Source organism: Oleiharenicola lentus (assembly GCF_051660365.1).
Taxonomy (GTDB): domain Bacteria; phylum Verrucomicrobiota; class Verrucomicrobiia; order Opitutales; family Opitutaceae; genus Lacunisphaera; species Lacunisphaera lenta_A.
Window position 1 is genome coordinate 957,695 of record NZ_JBOZXB010000001.1, and the last position, 20,416, is coordinate 978,110.

Sequence of the window (20,416 nt, forward strand, 5' to 3'; positions counted from 1 at the left end):
TTTTTGGCAAGTTATCCGCCGGAGCGCGAACAACTGCGCCATTCACCGTGTCCCTTACTCGCACCCTTATCACCCATTATCTATGAGCACTCCCAACGCGCCCGCCCTTGTCCGTTTGTTCAGCTCCGATCTGGACGGCACGTTGCTGGGTAACCCGGAAGCCGCATCACGCTTTAAAACCGCATGGCTGGAACTCTCGCCCGAAGCGCGCCCACTCCTCGTCTACAACAGCGGGCGTCTGGTGGACGACATCAAGCGTTTCGTCGCGAACGGAGTTTTGCCAGAGCCAGATTTTTATATCGGCGGCGTAGGCACGCAGATCTTCGACGCAAAAGCCGGTCGGATGCTCGATGAGCTGAGCGACTATCTGCGCAGCGGCTGGGATCTCACCAAAGTGCGCGAGATCACCGCACGTTTTTCGGGCGTTCGTCCGCAAAGCGACCAGCACCAGAATGAGTTTAAATCGAGCTGGTTCCTCGATCGCGCCACGCCCGGCGCCATCCGCCAGCTCAAGCAACAAATCGAAGCCACGGGCCTCGACATCAACATCGTCTACTCGAGCAGTCGCGATCTGGACGTGTTGCCCGGTAACGCCACCAAAGGCGGCGCGCTGACGTGGTTGTGCGCCCGACTTTCCATTCCGCTCGAACAAGTCGTTGTCGCCGGCGACACCGCCAACGATACCAGCATGTTTCGCCTGCCCGGCGTGCGCGGCATCATCGTTGAAAACGCGCTGCCCGAACTCTTCGAGGACACGGTGGATTTGCCGACGTTTAACTCGCGTCAGATTCTCGCGGACGGCGTGCTCGACGGACTTTGCCACTACGGCGTGGTGTGCGTGCTACCGAGCATCCAAAAATCCCGCGCGAAACGCGACGAACTCGCGCCGGAGTTTAAGATGCTTTTTTCGGGGACGAAGCTCGGCTCGCTCAACGATAAGGAAAAAGTGTTTATAGCGACGGCGTATGAGAAAGCGCTCATCGCGTTAAAGAAGAACATCACGCCGCTTGGATTTTCCGCGTGCTCGCTCACCGACAACACCGTGACCGGCACCGACGTAAACTACCGTAGCGTGTGGGCGCGCGACGGCGCGATCACCGTCTGGAATACGTTGCACATCGAGGACGAGGAGGTGCGCACCGCGCAACTCGCGACACTCGAAACCCTCCTCAACGCCACCACGCCCACCGGCCAGATTCCGGCCAACGTGCGCATCGACGACGGCGTGCCGGATTATTCCGGCGTGGGCAGCATCGCGTCGATCGACAGCGGATTGTGGGTCATCATCGCGATCTACCACTACGCCGCGCACACCGGCGATCATTCGTTGCTCTACAAACACGCGGATCGCCTGCAAACGATCATGAATTGGCTGAGCGCGCAGGATTCGAACAACGACGGCTTGCTCGAAATTCCCGAAGCCGGGGACTGGACGGATTTATTCGGTCGCAGTTACAACGTCCTTTACGATGAAGTGCTCTGGTATCGGACGAATGTGTGTTACGCGCGCATGCTGGAATTCATGGGTAATTTCGACAAAGCCGCCGATTACCTGCGGTGGTCGCAAAAAATCCGCGGACGCCTGCTCGACATTTTCTGGCCGACCACAAAGCCGGGCGACGATCTCAACCGTCCCACGACCAACGTAAATCGTTTTGCCGACCGCCAACACGGCATGGGCGACACACAATACCTGTTAGCAGAGATCACACCGTTCTCCTACAACTGGCGCTGCGACACCTACGGCAACATCCTCGCATTCCTGATGAATGTGCTCGACGCGGATCGCGCGCGCACGGCGTTTCGTTTTATGTGGGGCGTGGGTGTGAACCAGCCGTGGCCCGTGTCGAATTTGTATCCCGTCGTGCAAGCCGGCGATCCCGACTGGCGCTCTTACTACACGGTGAACTTGCTCAACTTGCCACATCACTACCACAACGGCGGCATCTGGCCCTTTGTCGGCGGAATGTGGGTGCGTTTCATTCATCGTCTCGGTTTTCACGAAGTTGCGTGTCGCGAACTCGTGCGTCTCGCGGAACTCAATAAACTCGGCCGCGACCAAGAATGGGAGTTCAACGAATGGGCGCACGGCCAAACCGGTCGCCCCATGGGCAAAGCTTACCAGGCATGGTCGGCCGCGTCCTTCTTGCGCGCGTGTCAGGAACTCGAAGTGGATCCGAAGAACCTCGGCGAAGCTTAACTCGAGTGTTGCAACGCTCACACGCGGCGAGAACGCAGAGTGGACAATTCCAGCACGACGTTTCCAATGAAACGAAACTTCGTCGCGCACCATGACCCTGCAAGAGCTCATCCACATCATTCTCGGTTACATTCCTCAGATCGTCGCAGCTCTGCCCGTCGCCGCCGGCATCGTTCTCTGCACCATTCTGATCAGTCTGTCGGTGAATCGCAGCATCCTCCTTATCGCGCGCCGGACCTCGCTGGACGCCGCGAGCGTAGCGCCGTTCACGCGCATGATTCGCTGGATGCTGCATTTCATCGCGCTCGTCTTGATTCTCGGCGTCTTCGGTTTTGAGATCGGCGGCTTGTGGGCGATGATTTCTACGGTGCTCGGCCTCATCGCCATCGGCTTCGTCGCGGTGTGGAGTTTGTTGAGCAATGTATCGTCGACGGCGTTCATCCTCATCATGCGTCCGTTCGAAATCGGCGACGACATCGAGTTCGCTGGCGAGCCGATTCAAGGGCGGGTCGTGAACTTGAACATGTTCTTCACGACGCTGCTCGCGCACGACTCGCGACTGGTGCAGATTCCCAATAACCAGTTTTTCCAAAAAGCGATCAAGCGCACGCGCCACGAACGTCCCATCTCACTCGCCGCGCAGCTCAATCTGACCGGCAATGCCGATCTCCCGCCGCCGCCCGCGCCTGCGATTGCTCCTGCAAAATCGCCTGAAGACTCTGCGCCGCGCGTCTGAACTCAGCGCGCAAAACGCCGGCGTAGCCACGGCAACGTCACGAGGCCGAGCCCGAGAGCGAGCAAGGCATACGTCGACGGTTCAGGAATCGCCATCACTTCGAATCGTGTTTGGAACGAGTAAAATGCGAGCCCTTGGGCACCGGCAATCGGACTGTTCACATCGGTGTCTTCGAAGCCATCGACGATCTTCAAGAAACCCAAGGTCGCAGTGTAAACATTGCCGGGGATCATGGTCGTGTCGTTCAAGGTGAAGCTGTTGGTCGGCGTGCGCGTAAAGTATTCGTAGCCCACGATGCCACCCGTGAACGTGCCTTCGAGCGTGAGCACGATCGCATCCATAATCGCCGGCGCCGCGCTCGCGGTGAATTCGGTGATCGGGGCCACCGTTTGATTCATGTTCGCAAACGACGTAAATGAAAACGTGTTTGCCGTGCTCGCGTTCAACAGCAGCCGCCCGCCGCTCCAGCTCGTGTTGGTGATTTGCGGAAGTGACGCGGGATACGTGTCACCAAATAAATCCAAATCTGCGCTATAGGTGGACTCGGTGCCGCCAAAAATCGTGAACGAGTAATTGCCATTCCCATAAAGCGCATCGAGCGACGCTTGGCTGGAGATGAGATTCGTGCGCCCAGCACCTGAGTCCGGGTCACTGTAACGCAGGCTGCCATCATCGGCGGCGAAGTAATAGGTGAAGTCATTCGCCTGCACGTTGCCTCCGGTCAGCGTGCCGCCGTTTTTCTGATCCACGAACACCTCGAAAGAATAAGTGTTCAATCCCGGTGCCGCCGCAGAGCTCTGCACATAGATCGCACTTTTGCCCACGCCGTAACGGCGCACGTCATCATTGCTCGCCGTGACCTGACTTAACGCTGTGACCGCACAGCCCAGCACGCTGAAGAATAAAGCTTCTGCTCTCATGCGGACAGCAGCGTGGCGTTCCTCGCCGCCACTGTCTAACCCGAATTAAAAGTTCAGGCCGGACACACCGCTCGATCAAACTACACTCAACGGCGCGAAAAACGCCGGCGCAGCCACGGCAACGCCACAAGACCTAGCCCCACCGCCATCAAGGCATACGTGGACGGCTCGGGAATCGCGACGATCGTGAAACTCGTGCTGTTTAAATAATACGCGATGCTCTCGGCGCCGACGATGCCGCTTTGCGGGGAACTGTTCGGATTATTCAGGCCATCGTCTACGATCCGCCCGAACGACAACTTGGCGTTATAGGTCTGCCCCACCACCATGGTATGCTGGGCGGTGGTCATCGTCGTGCCCGTTGAATTCGACCCGATTGACGAGTAATCAAAAACGTTACCGCTCATGCTCAGCTCGATTTCGAGCGTGATGCCGTCCACGTCCGTCGGGCTACCCAAACCATAGTCACCATAGCTCCACGTGAACGACTGATTCTGCGTCACATCGAGATAGAGCGAGCCTCCACTCCAATAACCACCCAACGAAGTGAGCACCGGCATCGTGGTCGGGAACGTCGAGGTCGCATTCGTCGGCCAGAGGTATTCGACCACGTAATCAGGAGGCGTGCCCGCGATGCTGGTATCGATATTTACGACATAAGAGCCAGCCACCGGAAAAGCGGTGTTAAACGCACCCAACGATGCATAGGTGCCCGACTGATATTCAAAGCCACTCGAGTAACCTGTCGCCGTAACCCCATTGCCAATGACACTCGATCCCGGGCCAAACACTTGCACCCCATTGATCACGCCACCCGGCTGACGGATACCCACGCCGACGCTAAAGTCGTAATGCTGAAACGTAACGGTCGACGCTCCCGTTTGCAGATATGTCGCGCGGCGGCCCATCCCGACGTCCTTCACATCCGGGTCGGTTTGCGCAAAAACCGAAAGGCTCAAAACTCCCACCGCCACAAAACCTAAGCCGAATTCGCGCAATTTCATAGCTGCACGCTGCAAGTTCTCCCGAGCCGAGTCCACTTCCAATTGGCCCAAGTTGTCCGCGCATCGGGCATAAAAAAAGCGGGTAAACACCCGCTTTGATAATGAGATAAGAACGGCATTCGCGTTTTACGCTGCGGCTTGATCCACCCGCACCGGCACAGGTTGCGGTTGCGCCCGACGAGCAGCGACCTTAGCCTCCAACCGCAAAGCGGGGCGCAAAATAGTAGCCGGCATCCGGGCCGCCGCCGCCCGCGCCGCTTGCGAAGCACGCACCACTTGCGGGATAGCCTGCGGACGCCACGCGAGCACCCGGACGAGGAAGGGCAGCACTTGCAGATTCAAAATAAACAGCGTGCCAAAAGTCACGTTAACTAAGCCCATAAACCTGATCCACAGGGCACTGGTATTTTCCGCGCTCAATGAGGAAGACGGGAACTTGTCGGGAAACAGGGCCGGCAGCATTTGCATGCACCAACCGAGAGCCACAAAGGCGAAGGCGTGAGCTGTTTTTACCATGCCGCTTCTGACACACGTGTTCCCGTCAGGTTCGACTGGGCAAAATTTTTGCGACAAGCGTGCGTCACTCCGGGAACAAGTCGTTCTTCTTTGAACAAGCGCGACTTACAAAACGCCCCCAGCAGGCTTCGGGAGTTTCACCGGTGCTTCGAACCGGTGACTCGGAAAATTGTTTCAGTGCTCAGACGTCGCCCTGTTCCGGACGCAGCACGATTTCTTCCACGACCGTGCGCCGGCTCAGGCGATAAACATCCAAAAACGCGCGCGCCACATCCTCCGCTGGCATGATCCGCTCCGCCGGCACCCCCGATTTTTCCCACGACGGCGACCAGGTGGCCCCGGGATAGACGCAGCACACGCGCACGCCGCGGCCTTTGGCTTCTGCGCGCAACACTTTCGCGAGGCCGTTCACCCCAAACTTCGCCGCGCAATACGCCGCGCCATTCGGGTAGGCACTCAGCCCGGCGATCGAACTCATGAAAAAAACATCGCCGCGCTTTTGTTTCTGCATCGCGGGCAAAAATGCCTGCGTCACCAAAAATGCGCTGCGCAAATTCGCCGCAACCACGCGGTCGAATTGATCGATCGTCGTTTCGGCAAATGGCGCGGCCTCGAACACCCCGGCGTTATTGATCAACACATCCACCGCGCCGAAGCGTTCATTCACTGCGACCGCCAACAGTTCGACCGATGCCGCATTCGCCACATCGGCGAGAAACACTTCAGCCTTCGCACCGAGTTTCGTGCACGCTCGCGCCACGGCGCGGAGATTTTTTTCGTTACGTGCAACGAGCGCAAGTTTCACGCCGCGAATTTCCTTCGCAAACACCTTGGCGATCGCCGCGCCGATGCCTTGCGACGCACCGGTGATGAGCACTGTCACCTCGTTCTGTTTCTTCGTTCTCGTTCTCATTCGCCGGATCGAGAACGAGAACGATTGAGAGAACGAGAACGATTTTAACTCAGCACACCAACGAACCGAAATCCATGAAGTCGGCCGTAAAGCCGCCTTTCACGCCTTTGCAGATCACGCTTACGGCGTCGTGCGAATGCAGCGACTCCAAGTGCGAACACGCGATGCGGAAATCCTTGATGCGTTTGTCGGCGTCGAATTCGCGGTAGAGCAAACGCGCCGCGTCCTCGACGAACTTCAGATAAGCGCCGTTGAGTTCGGCAAACGCCTGTTCGTCTTCGCGCTTCACCATGACTTGCGTCTCGGTTTGCAGCGCGCGCAGACAGAGCGCGTGCACATCCTCGATCCAGATTTTTTTGCCTTCGACTTCCTCGATCGTTACCCGCGCTTTACTGCGCTGTGAATGCGGCACGCCATACGCTCCGCGTTTATCGCGCGCGTGTTCGTTTAACTCCGCCGAGCACGGACACGCCGACGAATAAACGAAATCAAAATGAATAAAGCGGCGATAACGTCCATCGCTCGTCATCACGCCTTCAAATGCGACATCGTAAAACTGATAGCCTTCCAACCCACTGCGCAGGCTCGTCCGGAGCATCGGGTAGGAAAACGAAATCTTCAGCCGTGCGTCCATGCTCTGCACATTCTTCAGGTAGCTGCGGAGAATTTTGCCCATCCACTCGCCCGTCGTGACTTCGTCTTTGTGGTCGTAGAACGAGCGCATGATGCGGCTCATGTTGATGCCCTTCAACTCAGCTTCGAGCGACACGGTGCCCGTCACGCGGGTTTCCAGCACCTGCGTCGCGCCGGACTTCGTGCGGTATTTGAGCGGCAGTTTGAAATTGTGGATGCCGACCTGCTGGATCGGCACGTGCGCGCCCTGGATGGCGTCGTGCGCGGCTTCCATCATGTCTGGCAACGAGGCACGATAAGCGGTGCTGGATTTAAACTTGGCATCGTAGCCGCGCTTCACGCGCGGAGCGGAGCCATCCACCGAACGGTGGAGATACATTGGTTTCTTTTTACTCATGTTCGTTTTTGGGTTGGGCCGGCTGATCGACGGGTGACGATAACCGTCTCTCCCACCGCAAATGCGGTGGTTCAGCGGGCCGAGGGGCCGAAATATTCGGCAAAGTTTCGCGGGGTTTCGTAGAGGCGCACGCAATGCAAACGACCCGCGGGCAAGCGCGGCTCGATTTCACGCCAGAACGCGATCGTGAGATTTTCCGTGGAGAGGAGCACCCCTTTCAAAAATTCCACCTCGGCCAAATCGCGGTGGTCGCAACGATCCGCGACGGCATCGTTCATGATTTTCTTTAGATCGCCCAGGTCCACTACGTAACCCGTGACCGGATCAGGCACACCGGCCACGACGATCTCCAGCACGTAATTGTGGCCATGCACCGCGTTGCACATGCCGTATTGCTCGCGATTCCACTCGGCGCTCTTCGTCGGATTGTGGAGGCGATGCGCGGAATTAAAATGCACCTGCCGCGTGATAAATACCTCGCCCGCCAGCTGCGCCGAGGCCGCTTCCTGGGAGGCGGGCGCAGCTTTGACTGCGGAACGCGCGGGGCTTTTGCGAGGTGAGAGAGACTTCGGCATCGAGGGTCAAAGGGAAGCCAGTTTCCCGGAGGCGTCAATCTTCGGCACCGGCTTAAGGGCTGTGAAAATTCATTTTTATCTCGGTTGAAAAAGTTGTTTCGCGAAGGCGACAGAACGATGAAATTTCAATCATTGTGGCGTTGCCAAGCGAGGTGCAGATGCCACGTTGCCGCGACCTTTCCGGCATGAAGCACCATTATTACCCCAGCCTCGACGGCTTGCGCACCATCGCGGTCGGCATCGTTCTCGCCGCCCACGGGGGCGTCTCTTATTTCCGCAGTGGCGGGGTCGGCGTGGATATCTTTTTTGTGCTCAGCGGATTTCTCATCACGAACATTTTAATTTCCGAGTGGGCCGCCAATGCCTCGATTAGTTACCGCAATTTCTACGTGCGCCGTTTGCTACGACTGGCGCCGTGCTTGTTTCTTACCTGCGCCTTCTATGCGGCGACTTACTATTGGCTGAACGGCAACGTGCCAGCCGTGCCGATCCTCGCGGCGCTGAGTTACACGGCCAACTGGATTCGCGGGCTCTACGACTACAACCTGTCATGGCTCACGCACTGCTGGTCGCTCGCGATCGAGGAACAGTTTTATTTTATCTGGCCGTGGACGATCATGCTGCTCGAACGCTGCGTGCGTGACCCGGTGCGCAAAGGCCTGCTTTTGATTTGCGGTGCGTTGCTCATCGCAATTTATCGCGCCGGCATGGTCGGCATCTACACCGACGAGCGGATCAACTACGGCATCGATACGCGCATGGACACGCTGATGTTCGGCGCCGCCCTCGCCTACTTTGCGCGCAGTCTCGCGCTCAACGGCCCGCTTTCCGAGCCATCAGCCAAATGGCTCAGCCGCGCGCTCGCGCCAGCCGCGCTCATCGTGCTCTTCGCAATCCCCAACATCGTCACGTGGTATAGCCCATGGATGGGCCGCTATGGTTACGTGATTGCGGCGAGCGCCTCGATGATCGTCATCGCGGATTTGGTCACGAGCCGCTATTCGCTTTTCACCCGCCCGCTTTCCTGGGCGCCCCTGCTCTTCATTGGAAAAATTTCCTACGGCCTCTACCTGTTACACCTGCCGGTGTATTACATCGTCGAACACCTGCTGCCCACCGCTTCGTTGATCACGCGCTTGAGCATAAAAATTTCCGTCAGCGTGGTTCTGGCGACCGCTTCGTTTTACCTCTTCGAAAAACACTTCCTTCGCCTCAAGTCCCATTTCGAACGCCCGACCGCGCGCATCGCCCCAAGTCAGAAAGTCGTCTGAACGCCGGCCGGAAACATCGGCTCAATCGGCAACTTGCGCTCATGGCCAAGGTCTGATGCCGTGGCATGACCTTGGCCCACGCACCCGCAATCAACCTTTTCTCCGGTAAAAGCTCCGCCTTCGCCGTCAGCTTTGGCGCGTCTGAAGCTGCGAACGCGAGCACTGTAAACATCCCGGTGCGCTGGCTCGCGGGCGATGTTTCGGAAGAGATTTTTACGACCACTCGCTTTCTCGGAATCACGCACGGTTTCACGTTACACGAAGCGGGCGACTTGTTGATCGGCAGCTCCACGCAACCCGTCGAGGGCAATCACGAAGCCGCCGCGCGCGAACTTTACCGTCGCCTCTTTGCAGTCACCTCGGGACGGCATCTCTATCGCATCTGGAACTACGTGCCCGCGATCAACGCGAACAGCGATGACTTGGAAAACTACCGCGCGTTCTGCTCGGGCCGTTCGCACGCTTTCGCATCCGCTCTCGGCGATCAGTTTAAGCCCAAGCTGCCGTCCGCTTCCGCCGTCGGTTGCTCGGGTGATTCGCTCTCACTGATCTTCGTTGCCGGACGCACCGCGCCGCATCATTTCGAAAATCCCCAGCAGATCGCCGCCTACAATTATCCTCCCGAGCACGGCCCGCAGGCTCCGAGTTTTTCACGCGCCACCGCCACTACGCACACCGGAAAACCAGTTGTTTTTATTTCCGGCACTGCGGCAATTAAGGGCCACGTCACTGTCGCACCGGGAAAATTAGGCGAACAACTTCACTGCACCTTCGATAATTTACGCCTCATCAGCGAGACCGTTGGCACAGGTAAAAATCTTGGGCGAGGCGACCCATGGCAGCGGCATTTCAAAATTTATCTCCGCCACGCCAGCGACCTCGATGAAGTCGCCGCCCGTTTCGAAGGGGAGATTTTTCAAACTGGCGATCACGTCATCTACGTCGAGGCCGACATCTGCCGCGCCGCGCTTAACGTCGAAATCGAAGCCACGCTCGTCGGACTTTAAGTCTCGCCGAAAACGCGCACGCGTAGCGCCTGCGTGTCGGTCTTCCCGCGTTCCGTCAGTGGAAATTCTTTGAGCGCGATCAAGCGCTTGGGGATTTTCCATGCTGCCACCTTGCCGTGGAGCGCCGCCCGCAAATCGTGCACCGTGAGGTCAGAGACCACCGCCGCGCCGAGCACGCCTTCCGCCGTCGCCTCCGCCCACGCTTCCCGCACTCCAGCGACGCCCCGTAATCGCACCGCCACTTCTTCGAGATTCACGCGGCGTCCCGCAATTTTCACCGTGCGCCCGCGGCGTCCGAGTAAAGTGATTCGTCCACCCGCATCGATCTCTGCGCGGTCCGACATGACAAACGCTCCCAGCTCACGATTTCCTTGCTGACGATTGCCGTGCGTTATCACCGCAGGACTCGAGACGCGCAATCGTTGCCCACGTAACACCGTGAGAATCACGCCGCGCATCGCCGTGCCGACGCTGCCGGCGAGCGTGGCCTCACCCGTGCGATCGTAGGCAATCCCGCCCGTTTCACTCGAACCGTAAAATCCATGAATACGCTGGTCGAAGCGCTGCGCAAACGCCTCAGCCACTTCAATCGGCAACACCGCACCGGCCGAGATCGCCAGTCGCAATCCCGGCAGCGTCACGTCGCTCGACGCCAGCGATCGCCACAACGCCGGCACGCTGGGAAATACCGTCGGGCTCCATTGCTCAAAATCGCCCGCGATGCCGTGCGGCAAGGGCGATGCACCGCACACCGCCGGCACTCCTTTCAACACGAGCGGACCCACCAAATTTCCGAGCCCGTAAGAATGTCCGAACGGAATCAGCGCGTAATTCACATCGTGCTCCGTGATGCCCATCGTCGCCGTCACGCAACGCGCATCGGCGAGGATCTGCTCATCCCTAAACAAAAGCGCCTTGGGCCGACCGGTGCTTCCCGAAGTGACTTTGATCAAGCCGGTGGTGTCCGGAAATTTTCGCGCGCGCGGCAATGCCTCCAGCGCACGACCGTTCCACCAAAATCCCGCGCGAATCTGCAAAGCGATCTCACGCTGGGCGGCCACTGGTTCGCCGGCATCGAGTGGCACGATCACGGCGCCCGCTCGGATTAATCCGAGAAACAGCTCCATCCACACGACCCCGTTCGCTTGCGCGAAAACAACCGCGCGGCCGCGGAGCGTTTCCTCGGTTTGACCGCAACATGCCAGCCAATCACGACTGCGCAAGTCGAGTTCACCGCAGGAAAATTTCGCACCGCCGGCCGCTTCCGTCAGCACGATCACGTCGCGTTTGCGACGGCACGTTTTTTCCCAAGCTTGCAGCAGCGCGCGTTTCATTTCTTCCCAAGCTTGGCGAGATGCTCGAATTCGATCAAGAGCAGCGCCCCGATCACCATCAGCGACACCGTCAACCCCAGCGCGCGCACCACCGGGATTGCACTCATCGCTAACACGCCAAATGACGCCGCCGTGGTCAGCGCCGACATCCGCACCGACACCGGCGGGCCTTCCGCGCGATACGCCGACGTCGCCGAGAAAATCGAATAGTTGTGCGTGAGACACACCCCGAGGAAAGCGCCGAGCAGATGGAAAAGATTCAACGGCTGCCCGAGCCATCCGAATAATCCAAACACGCCCAGACACGCCCCGAGTGGAATCGCGAAGATTCGCACGCCATCGCGCAGACCATAAGTCAAAAACACACCGACACCGACAATCGCGAGGCCCACGAGACTCAACCATAACGCCGACTGCCGGTAGCGCGCAAAAACGCCGTTGAGCGACTCCAGTTGATTCACGGAAACGGAATTAGTTTCCGGCGGCGGCACTTTCGCCACGCCACCTTTCGCGAGCGTAACGAACCAACTCAACTCACCTGTTCCGCCGATGTGCACCAACATCCCCGCCGGCCCGGAGAGGGCATCGACGAAATTGCGCGCCGTTTTTTCCAATCCCTCAAACTGCGCGGTTCCCGCGAACTGGGCGTAGGCCTCGAAAAAGCCGGCAAACGCATCCACCTCATAGCCCGCTTCACGCAACGCCGTGTGGAACTGCGCCGGAAAATTCTTTTGTTCGCGCACAAAAGTGACCGCGCTTTCGTATTCGGCGGGCGTAGGAATAATCGCCGCGAGCGTGAAGGCCTCGCGCTCCGGATCTTCGCGGCGCAACCACTCCCCCAGCGCGAGCACTGATTCCCGCGCGTGCGCGAGACTGTCGCCCTGCGTCAGATAAACGGTCTGCTCCTCCTGCTGCCCGAATTGCGCGCGGATTGCCGCGTCGGCGCGTTTCAACTCCGCCGAAGGAATCTCGAGCGCGCGAATGTCGTCGCGCCAGTGCAGCATCGCGATACCCGGCAACGCGAACAGCCACGCAATGCCGAGCGCAAGGCGCATTTTCCGGCGCGCACCCGTTGAAAGGGCGCGACCGCCTTGAAACGAACGCGTTTCCAGAAATGAATTTTTGACGGTCGAAAAATAAACCACCGCCATCACTAGCGCGCACACGAGCCCCGCACCGACGAACACGCCGAGTTGGCGAATCAACGGCAACTCCGACCACACCAACAACGCGAAGCCCGCCACCGTCGTTAGACAACTCGCGAGCAACGGCTTGGCGAGCCGGCGCACCTTCTCCCAATAATCTTCCCCGGCTCGCTCGGGCGCCTGCATGTAGAGATAAAATCCGTAATCGATCGCGACGCCCGCCAGCAGCGAACCGAGCACAAACACGAGGATGTGCACGCGCTCAAACACCAGCGTGACACTTACCCACGCACCGAGCGTGGAAAGCAGCACCACCGGCACCAAGTGCAGGCCGCGATAGACTTTTTTAATGAACAACAACGCGACACCCAACACCGCGATCAATGAAGCGGCATTGAGCCATTTCACTTCCTTCTCAATTCGGTCACGGCTCGCCGCCGCGAACCGATTCACGCCGGTGTAGGCGACTTGAAGTCCGGAAAATTCCACCTGCATCGCCACTTCGACTTTCGCAATCGCCGCGAAAACCGGCGCCTGGCCGGCTTCGGAGAGCGGTGACGCCACCATCTCCGCCCACACGAGCGCGGGCGCGTCCGTCGAGTTTGTCGCTGGCTGCACCAGCGAAAGCCCGTTTTTCAGGCGATCGACCGCTCCGGGCAAAAGCAGGAGCGGATCGTTGGGCACCAAATCCTGAAACACCTGCGCTTCGAGCGTGGAGAGAAACGCATCGAGTTTCTGCACTGAAGCACGGGCGATCCACCGAGCGAGTTCGGACGCCGGCTCGCCCGTCGCGGCAAACTCGCGTTGTTGGACGGCCAGCCAGCGCGGGAACAGCAATTGAAGCCGTTGCTCAAATAATTTCCGTCCCATCGCGTCGCGCGCTGAGGTGTCGCCCAGCGCGACCGCTTGCGCAAACTCCGGCTCACGCGCCAACGCCGTCGCGAATCTCACCGCGGCTGCTTGCGGCGCCGGCGTTCCATCCGCTTGCGTGAGCACCATCAGCATCGTGCGCGCCTCGGCCTGACTGGCGAGTTGCCGGACGAGCGCGAGTTCCGGCTCGTCGCGACCGCCGGGCAACAAATCGAGCACGTCGGTGGAAATTTTCCGGTCGTAATCGAGTTGCAGCAGCCAGCCGGCGCCGATCAGCGCCACGCAGGCCATCACCAACCAGCCCGTCCATTGCCTCCGGCGAAAATTCATCGATTAGCGAAAATAACGAGTGATGTCTTCCGCCGAAAATGCGGCCACTTCTCGTGAGTCATTCATCACAATCTCGATGAATTGCCGCTGGCTGCGGCGCAATTCGATGCGCTCCACGACCGTTCCCTGTCCGCTTACGGTGATTTGACGGAATGCTTGCTGCACTTGTTTATCGCGCGGTCGCATCATCAACGTCCACGCCGCACCTTTCCGCTCGCCCGAGAGTTCAAAATCTTCCGCGAGCGCGGCGAAGTTGAGATTCAACGTATTCATCATCGCGCGATTGATCGTGGCAGCACGCACATCGTTCGGCGCGGCGACGGTGCTTTTTTTGTCGCGCAGCAACACGCCGGTCACATCCACGATCACAGTGCGTTGTTCGGGCGAGGTATAATTCAAACTGAGTCCGCGCGCGCGCGACACCCTCACTTCTCCGCGCAACACCGCCGGGTTTTCTTTAAACGGGAAATAGCGACTCTCGGTAAATCCTGCCATCACGTCCGGCCGTTGGGCGAACGCCTGCGCCAGATCGCTCCACGCGGCCGCGTCGAAGGCCGGCGCGGGTTCCGGGGCTTGGGCCAGGCCGACCATCGGCAGCAGGAGCAACGCCGCAACACCCCCTCGCAACTGCCGCCACGCGGCGGCACCGGTTTGGCTCAATTTATTTCTCAAGAATCGCATCAGTAAAAGTGGTTCCGTGTTTACGCGCTCGTTCCGCACAACGCCAGCGTCGACGGTGTCTGAGCATCGCCGGCCAGCGCAAAAAAATCAGTTCGACGACCAGCCGGAAATGCACGCGAAACAGCAGCACGTTATCTCGGAGGTAGTGAAAATGCGACACGCCACCTTGCGCTCGCGTGAAATAACGCACCGGTGCCCGCAGATTCACCGTGGGCACGCCGGCCCACATCAAGCGCACCATCGCTTCCGTTTCGAAATCGTAGCGCCGTCCGCTGCGACGCGGGCCCAAGACCTGAAGCAGTGGTTTCAGCGGATAGATGCGAAAGCCAAACAGCGCGTCGTCCACGCCCGCGCCGAGCACTTCGACCCGCGTCATGCCGGTGCTGAGCTTGCGTCCATACAAACGCTCGCGCGGCACTTCTGGCCCGAAGATCGGATCGCCCAACACCGCCGCCGCCGGGTGCCGTCGCGACGCCGCCATAAACTCCGCAATACTCTCCGCCGGATGTTGCCCGTCTGCGTCCATCACCAATGCGTGATTAAATCCGCGTGCGACCGCCGCCTCCGCCGCGACAAGCACCGCCGCGCCTTTCCCGGAATTTTTTGGCAGGACGATTACCGAAAGTTGCGGCTCCGTCGTGGCAAGTTCGCGCATTTCCCGCGCGCCGTCATCCGTGCTGCCATCAACGACCACCATGACCGGCTGCCAGTGCCGCAACACTTCCGCCACCACGCCGCGCAGCTTCGCACCGGTGTTATAGGTGGGCAGGATTACGAGATGCGTGGTCGAAAACGCCATGGGGGGCTCAACGTGATTCACCGCGCGTCTCGGCGCAAGTCACCGCTATCCGTCTCGCGATACCACGCTTCGATCTGCCGCATCACCTCCGCAGTCGAACCATGCGCCGGCGCGGCGATCAGCGGCCCCGCCGATACTTCGATGTGGCCCGGCAGTCCGGCGCAATGCCACCACGGCACGCCTTTCGCGAGGAGCGTCGAATCGCTCGTGATGCGCACCAGTTGAATCGGCACGCGCGCCGCCCGCGCGATCAGCACGAAACCGGGTTTCATTTCTGCAGTCGGTTGCCCGGGAGGCGTGCGCGTGCCTTCTGGAAACAAAATCAACGCGTGCCCCGCCGCCGCTTTTTCCGCCGCCGCGCGCACCAAGTCAGGCCCGCCATCGCTGGCCAGATAACCCGCCCGCCACGCCGCGACCGCGAGCACGGGATTACGTCGAATGCCGGGTTTAAACACGCACACCGCGCGCCGCAGTCTCGCGAGCAGGTAACACGCGTCGGTGAGATTCGGGTGGTTCGCGATCACCACCACGCCCCCGGCGGGCACGTTTTCAAGCCCACGAAAGCGCACATGCCACAGGTGCGCGAAATCCACCCACCAGAGGAAGAGTGAAAAATTTAGACGAATCAGGTTCTGAAAAAACGATTCCATCCGCGCGGAGCCCGGCACCCACACGGTCAGCACGCCGATCAGTCCGATCGCCAGGCCAAACGTCCCGAAGAATACCAGCGTCAGGTAATAACCCAGCGCACGGAGAATTTTCCCCATCACGCTCATGGTTGCGCGACGACCGGATTCATCGGGATGAAATTAAACCACTGCAGCGGATGCGCTCGCACCAACGTTTCCAAGTCCGCGAGCACCGCTTGATAATGCATCCGCGCGCGCTGTAAATTTTCCTCGCGCGACACACCCGTCGCCGGCTCGAACACGCGCGACGCATACACGTCGATCCGCTCCGGATCCGCCGTGGGCAACGCATGGCAAAATACCACCGGTCGGTCGAAAATCACCGCGAGATGATAAATCGTAAACGGAAACAACCGGCGCGCGCCGAGAAACTCGAACGGTTCGGGCCGCGCGCTGAATTCAACCCGATCACACTTCATCGCCAGCGAAAGCCCTTGGAGCAGCGCATCCTTGAGCTCGAACAAGAGCGCCTGCGGATCGTTGACCCACAAAAATCTCACGCGTTGCGAAAAGCGTTCGCCCAGCAGGCGCGTGTCGTCGGAGTTTCCCACCCGCAGGCGCACGATGGAGATATTGCGTCCAAAATCGCTGAGCAAATAACCCAGCAAATCCGACGCTCCAAAATGAAATGTGCCAAACAGCGCCGGACGATTCGAGCGCGAGAGCCGCACGAATTCATCACCGTGCGGTCCCTTCAATTCGCATCGCACAGCCTGCCCGCGTCCGGCCCGCAACATTTGCATGAGCGATTCCGCGAACGCCAAAAAATGCCGCCAGATTTCAGTGATTCGAGGCCGGCGCCCCAGCATCAACGTGAGATACTCGCGCGAGTGCTTACGCTGCGCGGGCATGCGCGCCAGGCCCACCCACGTCCCGATCATCAATCCCAGTTGAAACATCGGGCGCGGCCACCAGCGGTCGGCCCAGGTCAAAAATCCAAAGCCCCATTCTGGACCGGGATTACGCGGCGCTTTTTTCAATTCCGTCACAGCCATTCCAGTTGCCAGCTTCCGCTCGGTCCCTCGACCGAGATGGGTTTACGCTCCGCCAAGGCCAACGCGAATTGCTCTGTCGTCACTTCCGTCGCGGCTTCGCGCGGTTCCGGCGCAAACGTGATCTGCGCAATCGCACCTTCAGCTGCGGATTTCATCACCACGGAAAAAGCAAACGAATGCGCCGCCGCCATCGCCCCTTCGAGCATCCACGTGCCGCGTTCTTCTCCGCCCACGATCACGATCTGCGGCGCAGTTTCCAACCACGCCGTCGTCAGCGCCTGCCGCAGCAGATTCCGATTCGACGCGATCGGCCACAGTCTCGCGATCGATTGCTGGCGGCCCACCAACACCTGTTGAATACCGCCGGGATGAATCGAAGTCTGGAACAGCAACGGACTCGCCGTCGGAAAACTGGTAAGAAAATCCTCCAGCGCCCGCGTCTCCGCATACGTGGTCGCATACACCACGGCGGCTTCGGGACTCAGCACGACGCCATCCAAGGTCGCCCCAACGAGCATTCCCAGATGCGTCATCCGGCGCAGCGCAGCGCGCGGAAATTTATCCGCTAGGCGCCCGCGCGCTTCCGCTGCGCCTTCAGTCGCCGCTGGCAGTTCGACTTTCACGTGGTGAATGTAGCGCGTGATCATGGCGTGCGAATTCCTTTAAACCGGTAGGGCCTGACCTCCGGGCAGGCCGTCAGCACGCGCGAATCCTCACGGCCCGCCCGGAGGTCGAGCCCTACCTCGAAACAACTGTTGGCCTGCTTATTCATGCGTTAACAACATCGCCGCGTGCGCGCCGCCGAACGCGTTGCTCGTGAGCACGGCGCCTTCGAATCCAGCACTCGCAAAATTTTCTTTCTGCACCTGCGTCGTAAACGTAGGTCCTTCTGTGCCGACCGTGCCCGGAATTTTTCCGGCACGCCACGCCGCAATCGCGACGGCGAGTTCCACGAGCCCGCAACTTCCCAGCGTGTGTCCCAAACTTCCTTTCCACGAAACCAAGGGCGCTTCAGGAAATTGCTTCGCCAGCACCTGCGCTTCCAGGCGTCCCGATTCTAGCGTGCCCGTGCCGTGCCCTTTCACCCATACCCGCCGACCCGCGACTGTGCGGGCGACTTCGCTCGCGCACGCGGCAAATCCCGCGCCGTCGGCCTGATTGTTCGTGAAGTGATACATCTCGTTGTGCAAGGCGTGGCCGCTCAATTTGAAAGGCCCCGCCTCGCGCGACAACACCGCGAAAGCCGCGCCGTCGCCGAGGCCGATCGCGCCAGCGTCGCGCACTTGGTAAGGCGCGGGCATCAGCCCGTTGAGAATTTTCAGGCTATGAAATCCTCCCGCCACAAACGGGCTCACGAAATCAAACGTAAACACCAAGACTCGATCCGCCAGGCGGGCGTTCAACAACCGCGCCGCGTGGAGCAACCCCAGATGCGCCGTCACGCACGCGTGCGAAAAAATCGTCACCTCTTCACCCCAACCGAATTCCCGCCGCAGCAAATTCACCGCGGCGAACGGCGTGCCGTGCTCGAGGTGGCGAACATCTTTTTCGCGCGTGTGCGCGTAGAGGCTGCCCACCCCGAAGTTGCTGCTCGTGACAATGACCGGCTCGCGCGCCGAGCCCCAATTGCCTGCCGGCACCTTTGCGCAAAATGGGTTTAATGCTGTGATCCAACGCGGCGGCACAACTTCGTCCATTGCCGATAAAAGTGCGAGTGGCACCAAATCTCCACCGTCGCGCCCTAACACGGGCGTGAGTTGCAACGCCCGGCGCCCCGCTACCAGTGCCGCCGCCGTTTCCTGCGCGCTTCCAAATGGCGTGAGGCAATCGCACGCTTCGATACCAGTGGGGAATTGTTCGGCAACCGGGGTCATTAAAAGCGCCATTAGCCGCGAAAAGCCGCGTCGGCGCAAGGAGCCAAAAATTTTCCGGAAATTCCCCGATGTAGGTCTAAGTGGTAAGGCCTGACCTCCGGGCAGGCCGCGCATTAAAGGTAGGGGCGGTTATCCTTAACCGCACTTTCTTCGACCGCGCTACCATCCACGAGGGCAATTAAGGATAACCGCCCCGACCTTGCGACACCGCCGTGCAAGCCTACGCGCCCGGCTTCTGCGAACGGATATACGCGGCCAAAGTCGCGATGCTCGCAAGGGCTTTGCGAGATTCCTCACTGCTGCCAATTTTCACTCCAAACTCTTTTTCAATCTGCACCACGAGTTCGAGCGCATCGATGGAATCGAGGCCGAATTTCGGCGACCCAAACAAGGGTTCATCATCCGGAATATCTTCCGGACGCAGGTCATCGAGCTTCAGCGTCGAGACCACGAGTTGTTTAAGGCGAACAGCGAGGGAATCAGGCATGAGGAGTCAGGGCAACGTAAGGGAGCCCATCTGGTCAATCGCATCTTTGATGTTTGCACGGGCCGCGCCTTCATTTGCCAGCCGCAGCCGGGTGGTGCCAACAAAGGCGTCACTCATTTTTGCCGTGTGGCTGCTCATGATGGCCTTTTCCCACACGAGCGACTGGTCGGAGAGTCGGCGCAATTGCCACGTGACTTCCATTTTTACGGTGAACGACCCGCCAAAGGAAGGGCGATCCAAGCGCACGATGTGAGCAAAGACCTGATAAGCGGCGCCAACCTCGCTCACTTTCGAAAACAACGCTGATTGCTCGATGGAGGTCTTTATCGCTGCGGCGAAGTCGGTGTTCGAGATACTCGACATGCCCATTGACGACGTCTCTTCCCCACCGGTCACTTGAAGTGAGACGGTGTGCACATGCTTGGTGATTGCAGCGGGCGCGTCGACCACGGCCATAGCGCTCGATTGCGAAGCTGTCGCGCAGCCACTGAAAAGTGCCACCACGCTGACCAGCGCCGCACTGCAAACTACACGTAAGATCTGAGATGATGAAGCAGACATGGCGCGCGCTTATTTTGATTTTTTGAAAATGTCCGTGATCACTTCATCCACCATTTCAGGCGGCGATTTACGCACCAGCGACGTGCGCATGGAGTGGCCGGTGGCGAGCGCAATCTCGGTCTTTGGCTTACGAATCTGCACATACAGTTCGATCATATACATCGTGATATCCCACATCCATTTGTCCTGATACGTGACGATGGCATCCACGTCTGCAGGAATGCCGGCTCGTTCGCCCGAGGTCGCCTGCTTGCCCAGTAAGCTCAGGCGATCAGCGATGAGTTTTTCGACTCCGCGTTCGTCTTTTTCAAGTCGAACGACGTAGACCTTATTGATCGCCGCCAGATCGGTTCCGGGGGAGATTTCCGAATTTAATTTAGTGATGCAGCCGCTTAGGAACGCGGCTGAGATTACCAACAGTAACGAGGCGAATAAACGCAGGGGTTTCATGTGTGCAGGATTTGGATTTTGGTTGGGGC

At 59.3% G+C, this 20,416-nt stretch carries 21 protein-coding genes; 4 read left to right on the forward strand and 17 right to left on the reverse strand.

The window, feature by feature from the left end; all coding sequences use genetic code 11:
- The first annotated feature begins 82 nt into the window (after positions 1-82).
- Together ACRRQW_RS03620 and ACRRQW_RS03625 are read left to right on the forward strand one after the other, a co-directional pair.
- The gene (locus ACRRQW_RS03620; RefSeq protein WP_438479891.1) at positions 83-2,200 is read left to right on the forward strand and encodes an HAD-IIB family hydrolase; all 2,118 of its coding nucleotides are present in this window, start codon (positions 83-85) and stop codon (positions 2,198-2,200) included.
- Between the two features lie 91 nt (positions 2,201-2,291).
- Complete coding sequence (locus ACRRQW_RS03625) at positions 2,292-2,936, forward strand: mechanosensitive ion channel family protein (RefSeq protein ID WP_438479892.1); 645 nt, start codon at positions 2,292-2,294, stop codon at positions 2,934-2,936.
- A gap of 2 nt (positions 2,937-2,938) precedes the next feature.
- Here the strand turns inward: ACRRQW_RS03625 and ACRRQW_RS03630 are convergent, their stop codons facing one another.
- The 6 genes from ACRRQW_RS03630 to ACRRQW_RS03655 all read right to left on the reverse strand — a co-directional run bounded on the left by ACRRQW_RS03630 (position 2,939) and on the right by ACRRQW_RS03655 (position 7,894).
- Positions 2,939-3,856, reverse strand: coding sequence for a PEP-CTERM sorting domain-containing protein (locus ACRRQW_RS03630; protein WP_438479893.1), 918 nt, complete (start codon positions 3,854-3,856; stop codon positions 2,939-2,941).
- Positions 3,857-3,942: 86 nt separating this feature from the next.
- Positions 3,943-4,860, reverse strand: a complete 918-nt coding sequence (locus tag ACRRQW_RS03635; protein WP_438479894.1) for a PEP-CTERM sorting domain-containing protein — start codon at positions 4,858-4,860, stop codon at positions 3,943-3,945.
- A 126-nt stretch (positions 4,861-4,986) separates the two neighbouring features.
- Positions 4,987-5,328, reverse strand: coding sequence for a hypothetical protein (locus ACRRQW_RS03640; protein ID WP_438479895.1), 342 nt, complete (start codon positions 5,326-5,328; stop codon positions 4,987-4,989).
- Between the two features lie 229 nt (positions 5,329-5,557).
- A complete protein-coding gene (locus ACRRQW_RS03645; protein WP_438479896.1) occupies positions 5,558-6,289 on the reverse strand; it encodes an SDR family oxidoreductase in 732 nt (243 codons plus the stop codon).
- Positions 6,290-6,338: 49 nt separating this feature from the next.
- The gene (gene folE2, locus ACRRQW_RS03650) at positions 6,339-7,319 is read right to left on the reverse strand and encodes a GTP cyclohydrolase FolE2 (RefSeq protein WP_438479897.1); all 981 of its coding nucleotides are present in this window, start codon (positions 7,317-7,319) and stop codon (positions 6,339-6,341) included.
- Between the two features lie 71 nt (positions 7,320-7,390).
- A complete protein-coding gene (locus ACRRQW_RS03655; RefSeq protein ID WP_438479898.1) occupies positions 7,391-7,894 on the reverse strand; it encodes a 6-pyruvoyl trahydropterin synthase family protein in 504 nt (167 codons plus the stop codon).
- A 185-nt stretch (positions 7,895-8,079) separates the two neighbouring features.
- Between ACRRQW_RS03655 and ACRRQW_RS03660 the strand changes: the two genes are divergently transcribed.
- Both ACRRQW_RS03660 and ACRRQW_RS03665 read left to right on the forward strand, forming a co-directional pair.
- Complete coding sequence (locus tag ACRRQW_RS03660; RefSeq protein WP_438479899.1) at positions 8,080-9,165, forward strand: acyltransferase family protein; 1,086 nt, start codon at positions 8,080-8,082, stop codon at positions 9,163-9,165.
- Between the two features lie 65 nt (positions 9,166-9,230).
- Positions 9,231-10,172, forward strand: a complete 942-nt coding sequence (locus ACRRQW_RS03665) for a hypothetical protein (protein ID WP_438479900.1) — start codon at positions 9,231-9,233, stop codon at positions 10,170-10,172.
- Here the strand turns inward: ACRRQW_RS03665 and ACRRQW_RS03670 are convergent.
- The 11 genes from ACRRQW_RS03670 to ACRRQW_RS03720 all read right to left on the reverse strand — a co-directional run bounded on the left by ACRRQW_RS03670 (position 10,169) and on the right by ACRRQW_RS03720 (position 20,387).
- The gene (locus tag ACRRQW_RS03670; protein WP_438479901.1) at positions 10,169-11,506 is read right to left on the reverse strand and encodes a class I adenylate-forming enzyme family protein; all 1,338 of its coding nucleotides are present in this window, start codon (positions 11,504-11,506) and stop codon (positions 10,169-10,171) included. The genes ACRRQW_RS03665 and ACRRQW_RS03670 overlap by 4 nt on opposite strands.
- Positions 11,503-13,851 carry an MMPL family transporter gene (locus ACRRQW_RS03675; RefSeq protein ID WP_438479902.1) on the reverse strand — a complete coding sequence of 783 codons (2,349 nt, stop codon included), beginning with the start codon at positions 13,849-13,851 and terminating at the stop codon, positions 11,503-11,505. Before ACRRQW_RS03675 ends, ACRRQW_RS03670 begins: the two co-directional genes overlap by 4 nt.
- Before the next feature lie 3 nt (positions 13,852-13,854).
- Positions 13,855-14,511: an outer membrane lipoprotein carrier protein LolA gene (locus tag ACRRQW_RS03680; protein ID WP_438479903.1), complete on the reverse strand. Its 657-nt coding sequence runs from the start codon at positions 14,509-14,511 to the stop codon at positions 13,855-13,857.
- Position 14,512: 1 nt separating this feature from the next.
- Positions 14,513-15,331, reverse strand: a complete 819-nt coding sequence (locus ACRRQW_RS03685; protein WP_438479904.1) for a glycosyltransferase family 2 protein — start codon at positions 15,329-15,331, stop codon at positions 14,513-14,515.
- A gap of 17 nt (positions 15,332-15,348) precedes the next feature.
- Positions 15,349-16,098, reverse strand: a complete 750-nt coding sequence (locus tag ACRRQW_RS03690) for a lysophospholipid acyltransferase family protein (protein WP_438479905.1) — start codon at positions 16,096-16,098, stop codon at positions 15,349-15,351.
- 5 nt (positions 16,099-16,103) lie between these two features.
- On the reverse strand, positions 16,104-17,015 hold the full coding sequence (locus ACRRQW_RS03695; protein WP_438479906.1) for a hypothetical protein: 912 nt from the start codon (positions 17,013-17,015) through the stop codon (positions 16,104-16,106).
- Complete coding sequence (locus tag ACRRQW_RS03700) at positions 17,006-17,662, reverse strand: hypothetical protein (protein ID WP_438479907.1); 657 nt, start codon at positions 17,660-17,662, stop codon at positions 17,006-17,008. The genes ACRRQW_RS03695 and ACRRQW_RS03700 overlap by 10 nt, the downstream gene beginning before the upstream one ends.
- A gap of 117 nt (positions 17,663-17,779) precedes the next feature.
- Complete coding sequence (locus tag ACRRQW_RS03705) at positions 17,780-18,901, reverse strand: hypothetical protein (protein ID WP_438479908.1); 1,122 nt, start codon at positions 18,899-18,901, stop codon at positions 17,780-17,782.
- A 208-nt stretch (positions 18,902-19,109) separates the two neighbouring features.
- The gene (locus tag ACRRQW_RS03710; RefSeq protein WP_438479909.1) at positions 19,110-19,376 is read right to left on the reverse strand and encodes a phosphopantetheine-binding protein; all 267 of its coding nucleotides are present in this window, start codon (positions 19,374-19,376) and stop codon (positions 19,110-19,112) included.
- A 6-nt stretch (positions 19,377-19,382) separates the two neighbouring features.
- Positions 19,383-19,937 (reverse strand): hypothetical protein, encoded by a 555-nt coding sequence (locus tag ACRRQW_RS03715; protein ID WP_438479910.1) that lies wholly within the window; start codon positions 19,935-19,937, stop codon positions 19,383-19,385.
- 9 nt (positions 19,938-19,946) lie between these two features.
- A complete protein-coding gene (locus tag ACRRQW_RS03720) occupies positions 19,947-20,387 on the reverse strand; it encodes a hypothetical protein (RefSeq protein WP_438479911.1) in 441 nt (146 codons plus the stop codon).
- Between the last annotated feature and the right edge of the window lie 29 nt (positions 20,388-20,416).

Bases quoted from the DNA above. Each gene is read 5' to 3' on its own strand.
- ACRRQW_RS03645 (WP_438479896.1), bottom strand. From the start codon at position 6,289: ATGAGAACGAGAACGAAGAAACAGAACGAGGTGACAGTGCTCATCACC.
- ACRRQW_RS03675 (WP_438479902.1), bottom strand. From the start codon at position 13,851: ATGAATTTTCGCCGGAGGCAATGGACGGGCTGGTTGGTGATGGCCTGC.
- ACRRQW_RS03635 (WP_438479894.1), bottom strand. From the start codon at position 4,860: ATGAAATTGCGCGAATTCGGCTTAGGTTTTGTGGCGGTGGGAGTTTTG.
- ACRRQW_RS03660 (WP_438479899.1), top strand. From the start codon at position 8,080: ATGAAGCACCATTATTACCCCAGCCTCGACGGCTTGCGCACCATCGCG.
- ACRRQW_RS03700 (WP_438479907.1), bottom strand. From the start codon at position 17,662: ATGATCACGCGCTACATTCACCACGTGAAAGTCGAACTGCCAGCGGCG.
- ACRRQW_RS03720 (WP_438479911.1), bottom strand. From the start codon at position 20,387: ATGAAACCCCTGCGTTTATTCGCCTCGTTACTGTTGGTAATCTCAGCC.
- folE2 (WP_438479897.1), bottom strand. From the start codon at position 7,319: ATGAGTAAAAAGAAACCAATGTATCTCCACCGTTCGGTGGATGGCTCC.
- ACRRQW_RS03695 (WP_438479906.1), bottom strand. From the start codon at position 17,015: ATGGCTGTGACGGAATTGAAAAAAGCGCCGCGTAATCCCGGTCCAGAA.
- ACRRQW_RS03620 (WP_438479891.1), top strand. From the start codon at position 83: ATGAGCACTCCCAACGCGCCCGCCCTTGTCCGTTTGTTCAGCTCCGAT.
- ACRRQW_RS03640 (WP_438479895.1), bottom strand. From the start codon at position 5,328: ATGCAAATGCTGCCGGCCCTGTTTCCCGACAAGTTCCCGTCTTCCTCA.
- ACRRQW_RS03710 (WP_438479909.1), bottom strand. From the start codon at position 19,376: ATGCCTGATTCCCTCGCTGTTCGCCTTAAACAACTCGTGGTCTCGACG.
- ACRRQW_RS03665 (WP_438479900.1), top strand. From the start codon at position 9,231: ATGACCTTGGCCCACGCACCCGCAATCAACCTTTTCTCCGGTAAAAGC.
- ACRRQW_RS03685 (WP_438479904.1), bottom strand. From the start codon at position 15,331: ATGGCGTTTTCGACCACGCATCTCGTAATCCTGCCCACCTATAACACC.
- ACRRQW_RS03705 (WP_438479908.1), bottom strand. From the start codon at position 18,901: ATGGCGCTTTTAATGACCCCGGTTGCCGAACAATTCCCCACTGGTATC.
- ACRRQW_RS03625 (WP_438479892.1), top strand. From the start codon at position 2,292: ATGACCCTGCAAGAGCTCATCCACATCATTCTCGGTTACATTCCTCAG.
- ACRRQW_RS03630 (WP_438479893.1), bottom strand. From the start codon at position 3,856: ATGAGAGCAGAAGCTTTATTCTTCAGCGTGCTGGGCTGTGCGGTCACA.
- ACRRQW_RS03690 (WP_438479905.1), bottom strand. From the start codon at position 16,098: ATGGGGAAAATTCTCCGTGCGCTGGGTTATTACCTGACGCTGGTATTC.
- ACRRQW_RS03670 (WP_438479901.1), bottom strand. From the start codon at position 11,506: ATGAAACGCGCGCTGCTGCAAGCTTGGGAAAAAACGTGCCGTCGCAAA.
- ACRRQW_RS03715 (WP_438479910.1), bottom strand. From the start codon at position 19,937: ATGTCTGCTTCATCATCTCAGATCTTACGTGTAGTTTGCAGTGCGGCG.
- ACRRQW_RS03655 (WP_438479898.1), bottom strand. From the start codon at position 7,894: ATGCCGAAGTCTCTCTCACCTCGCAAAAGCCCCGCGCGTTCCGCAGTC.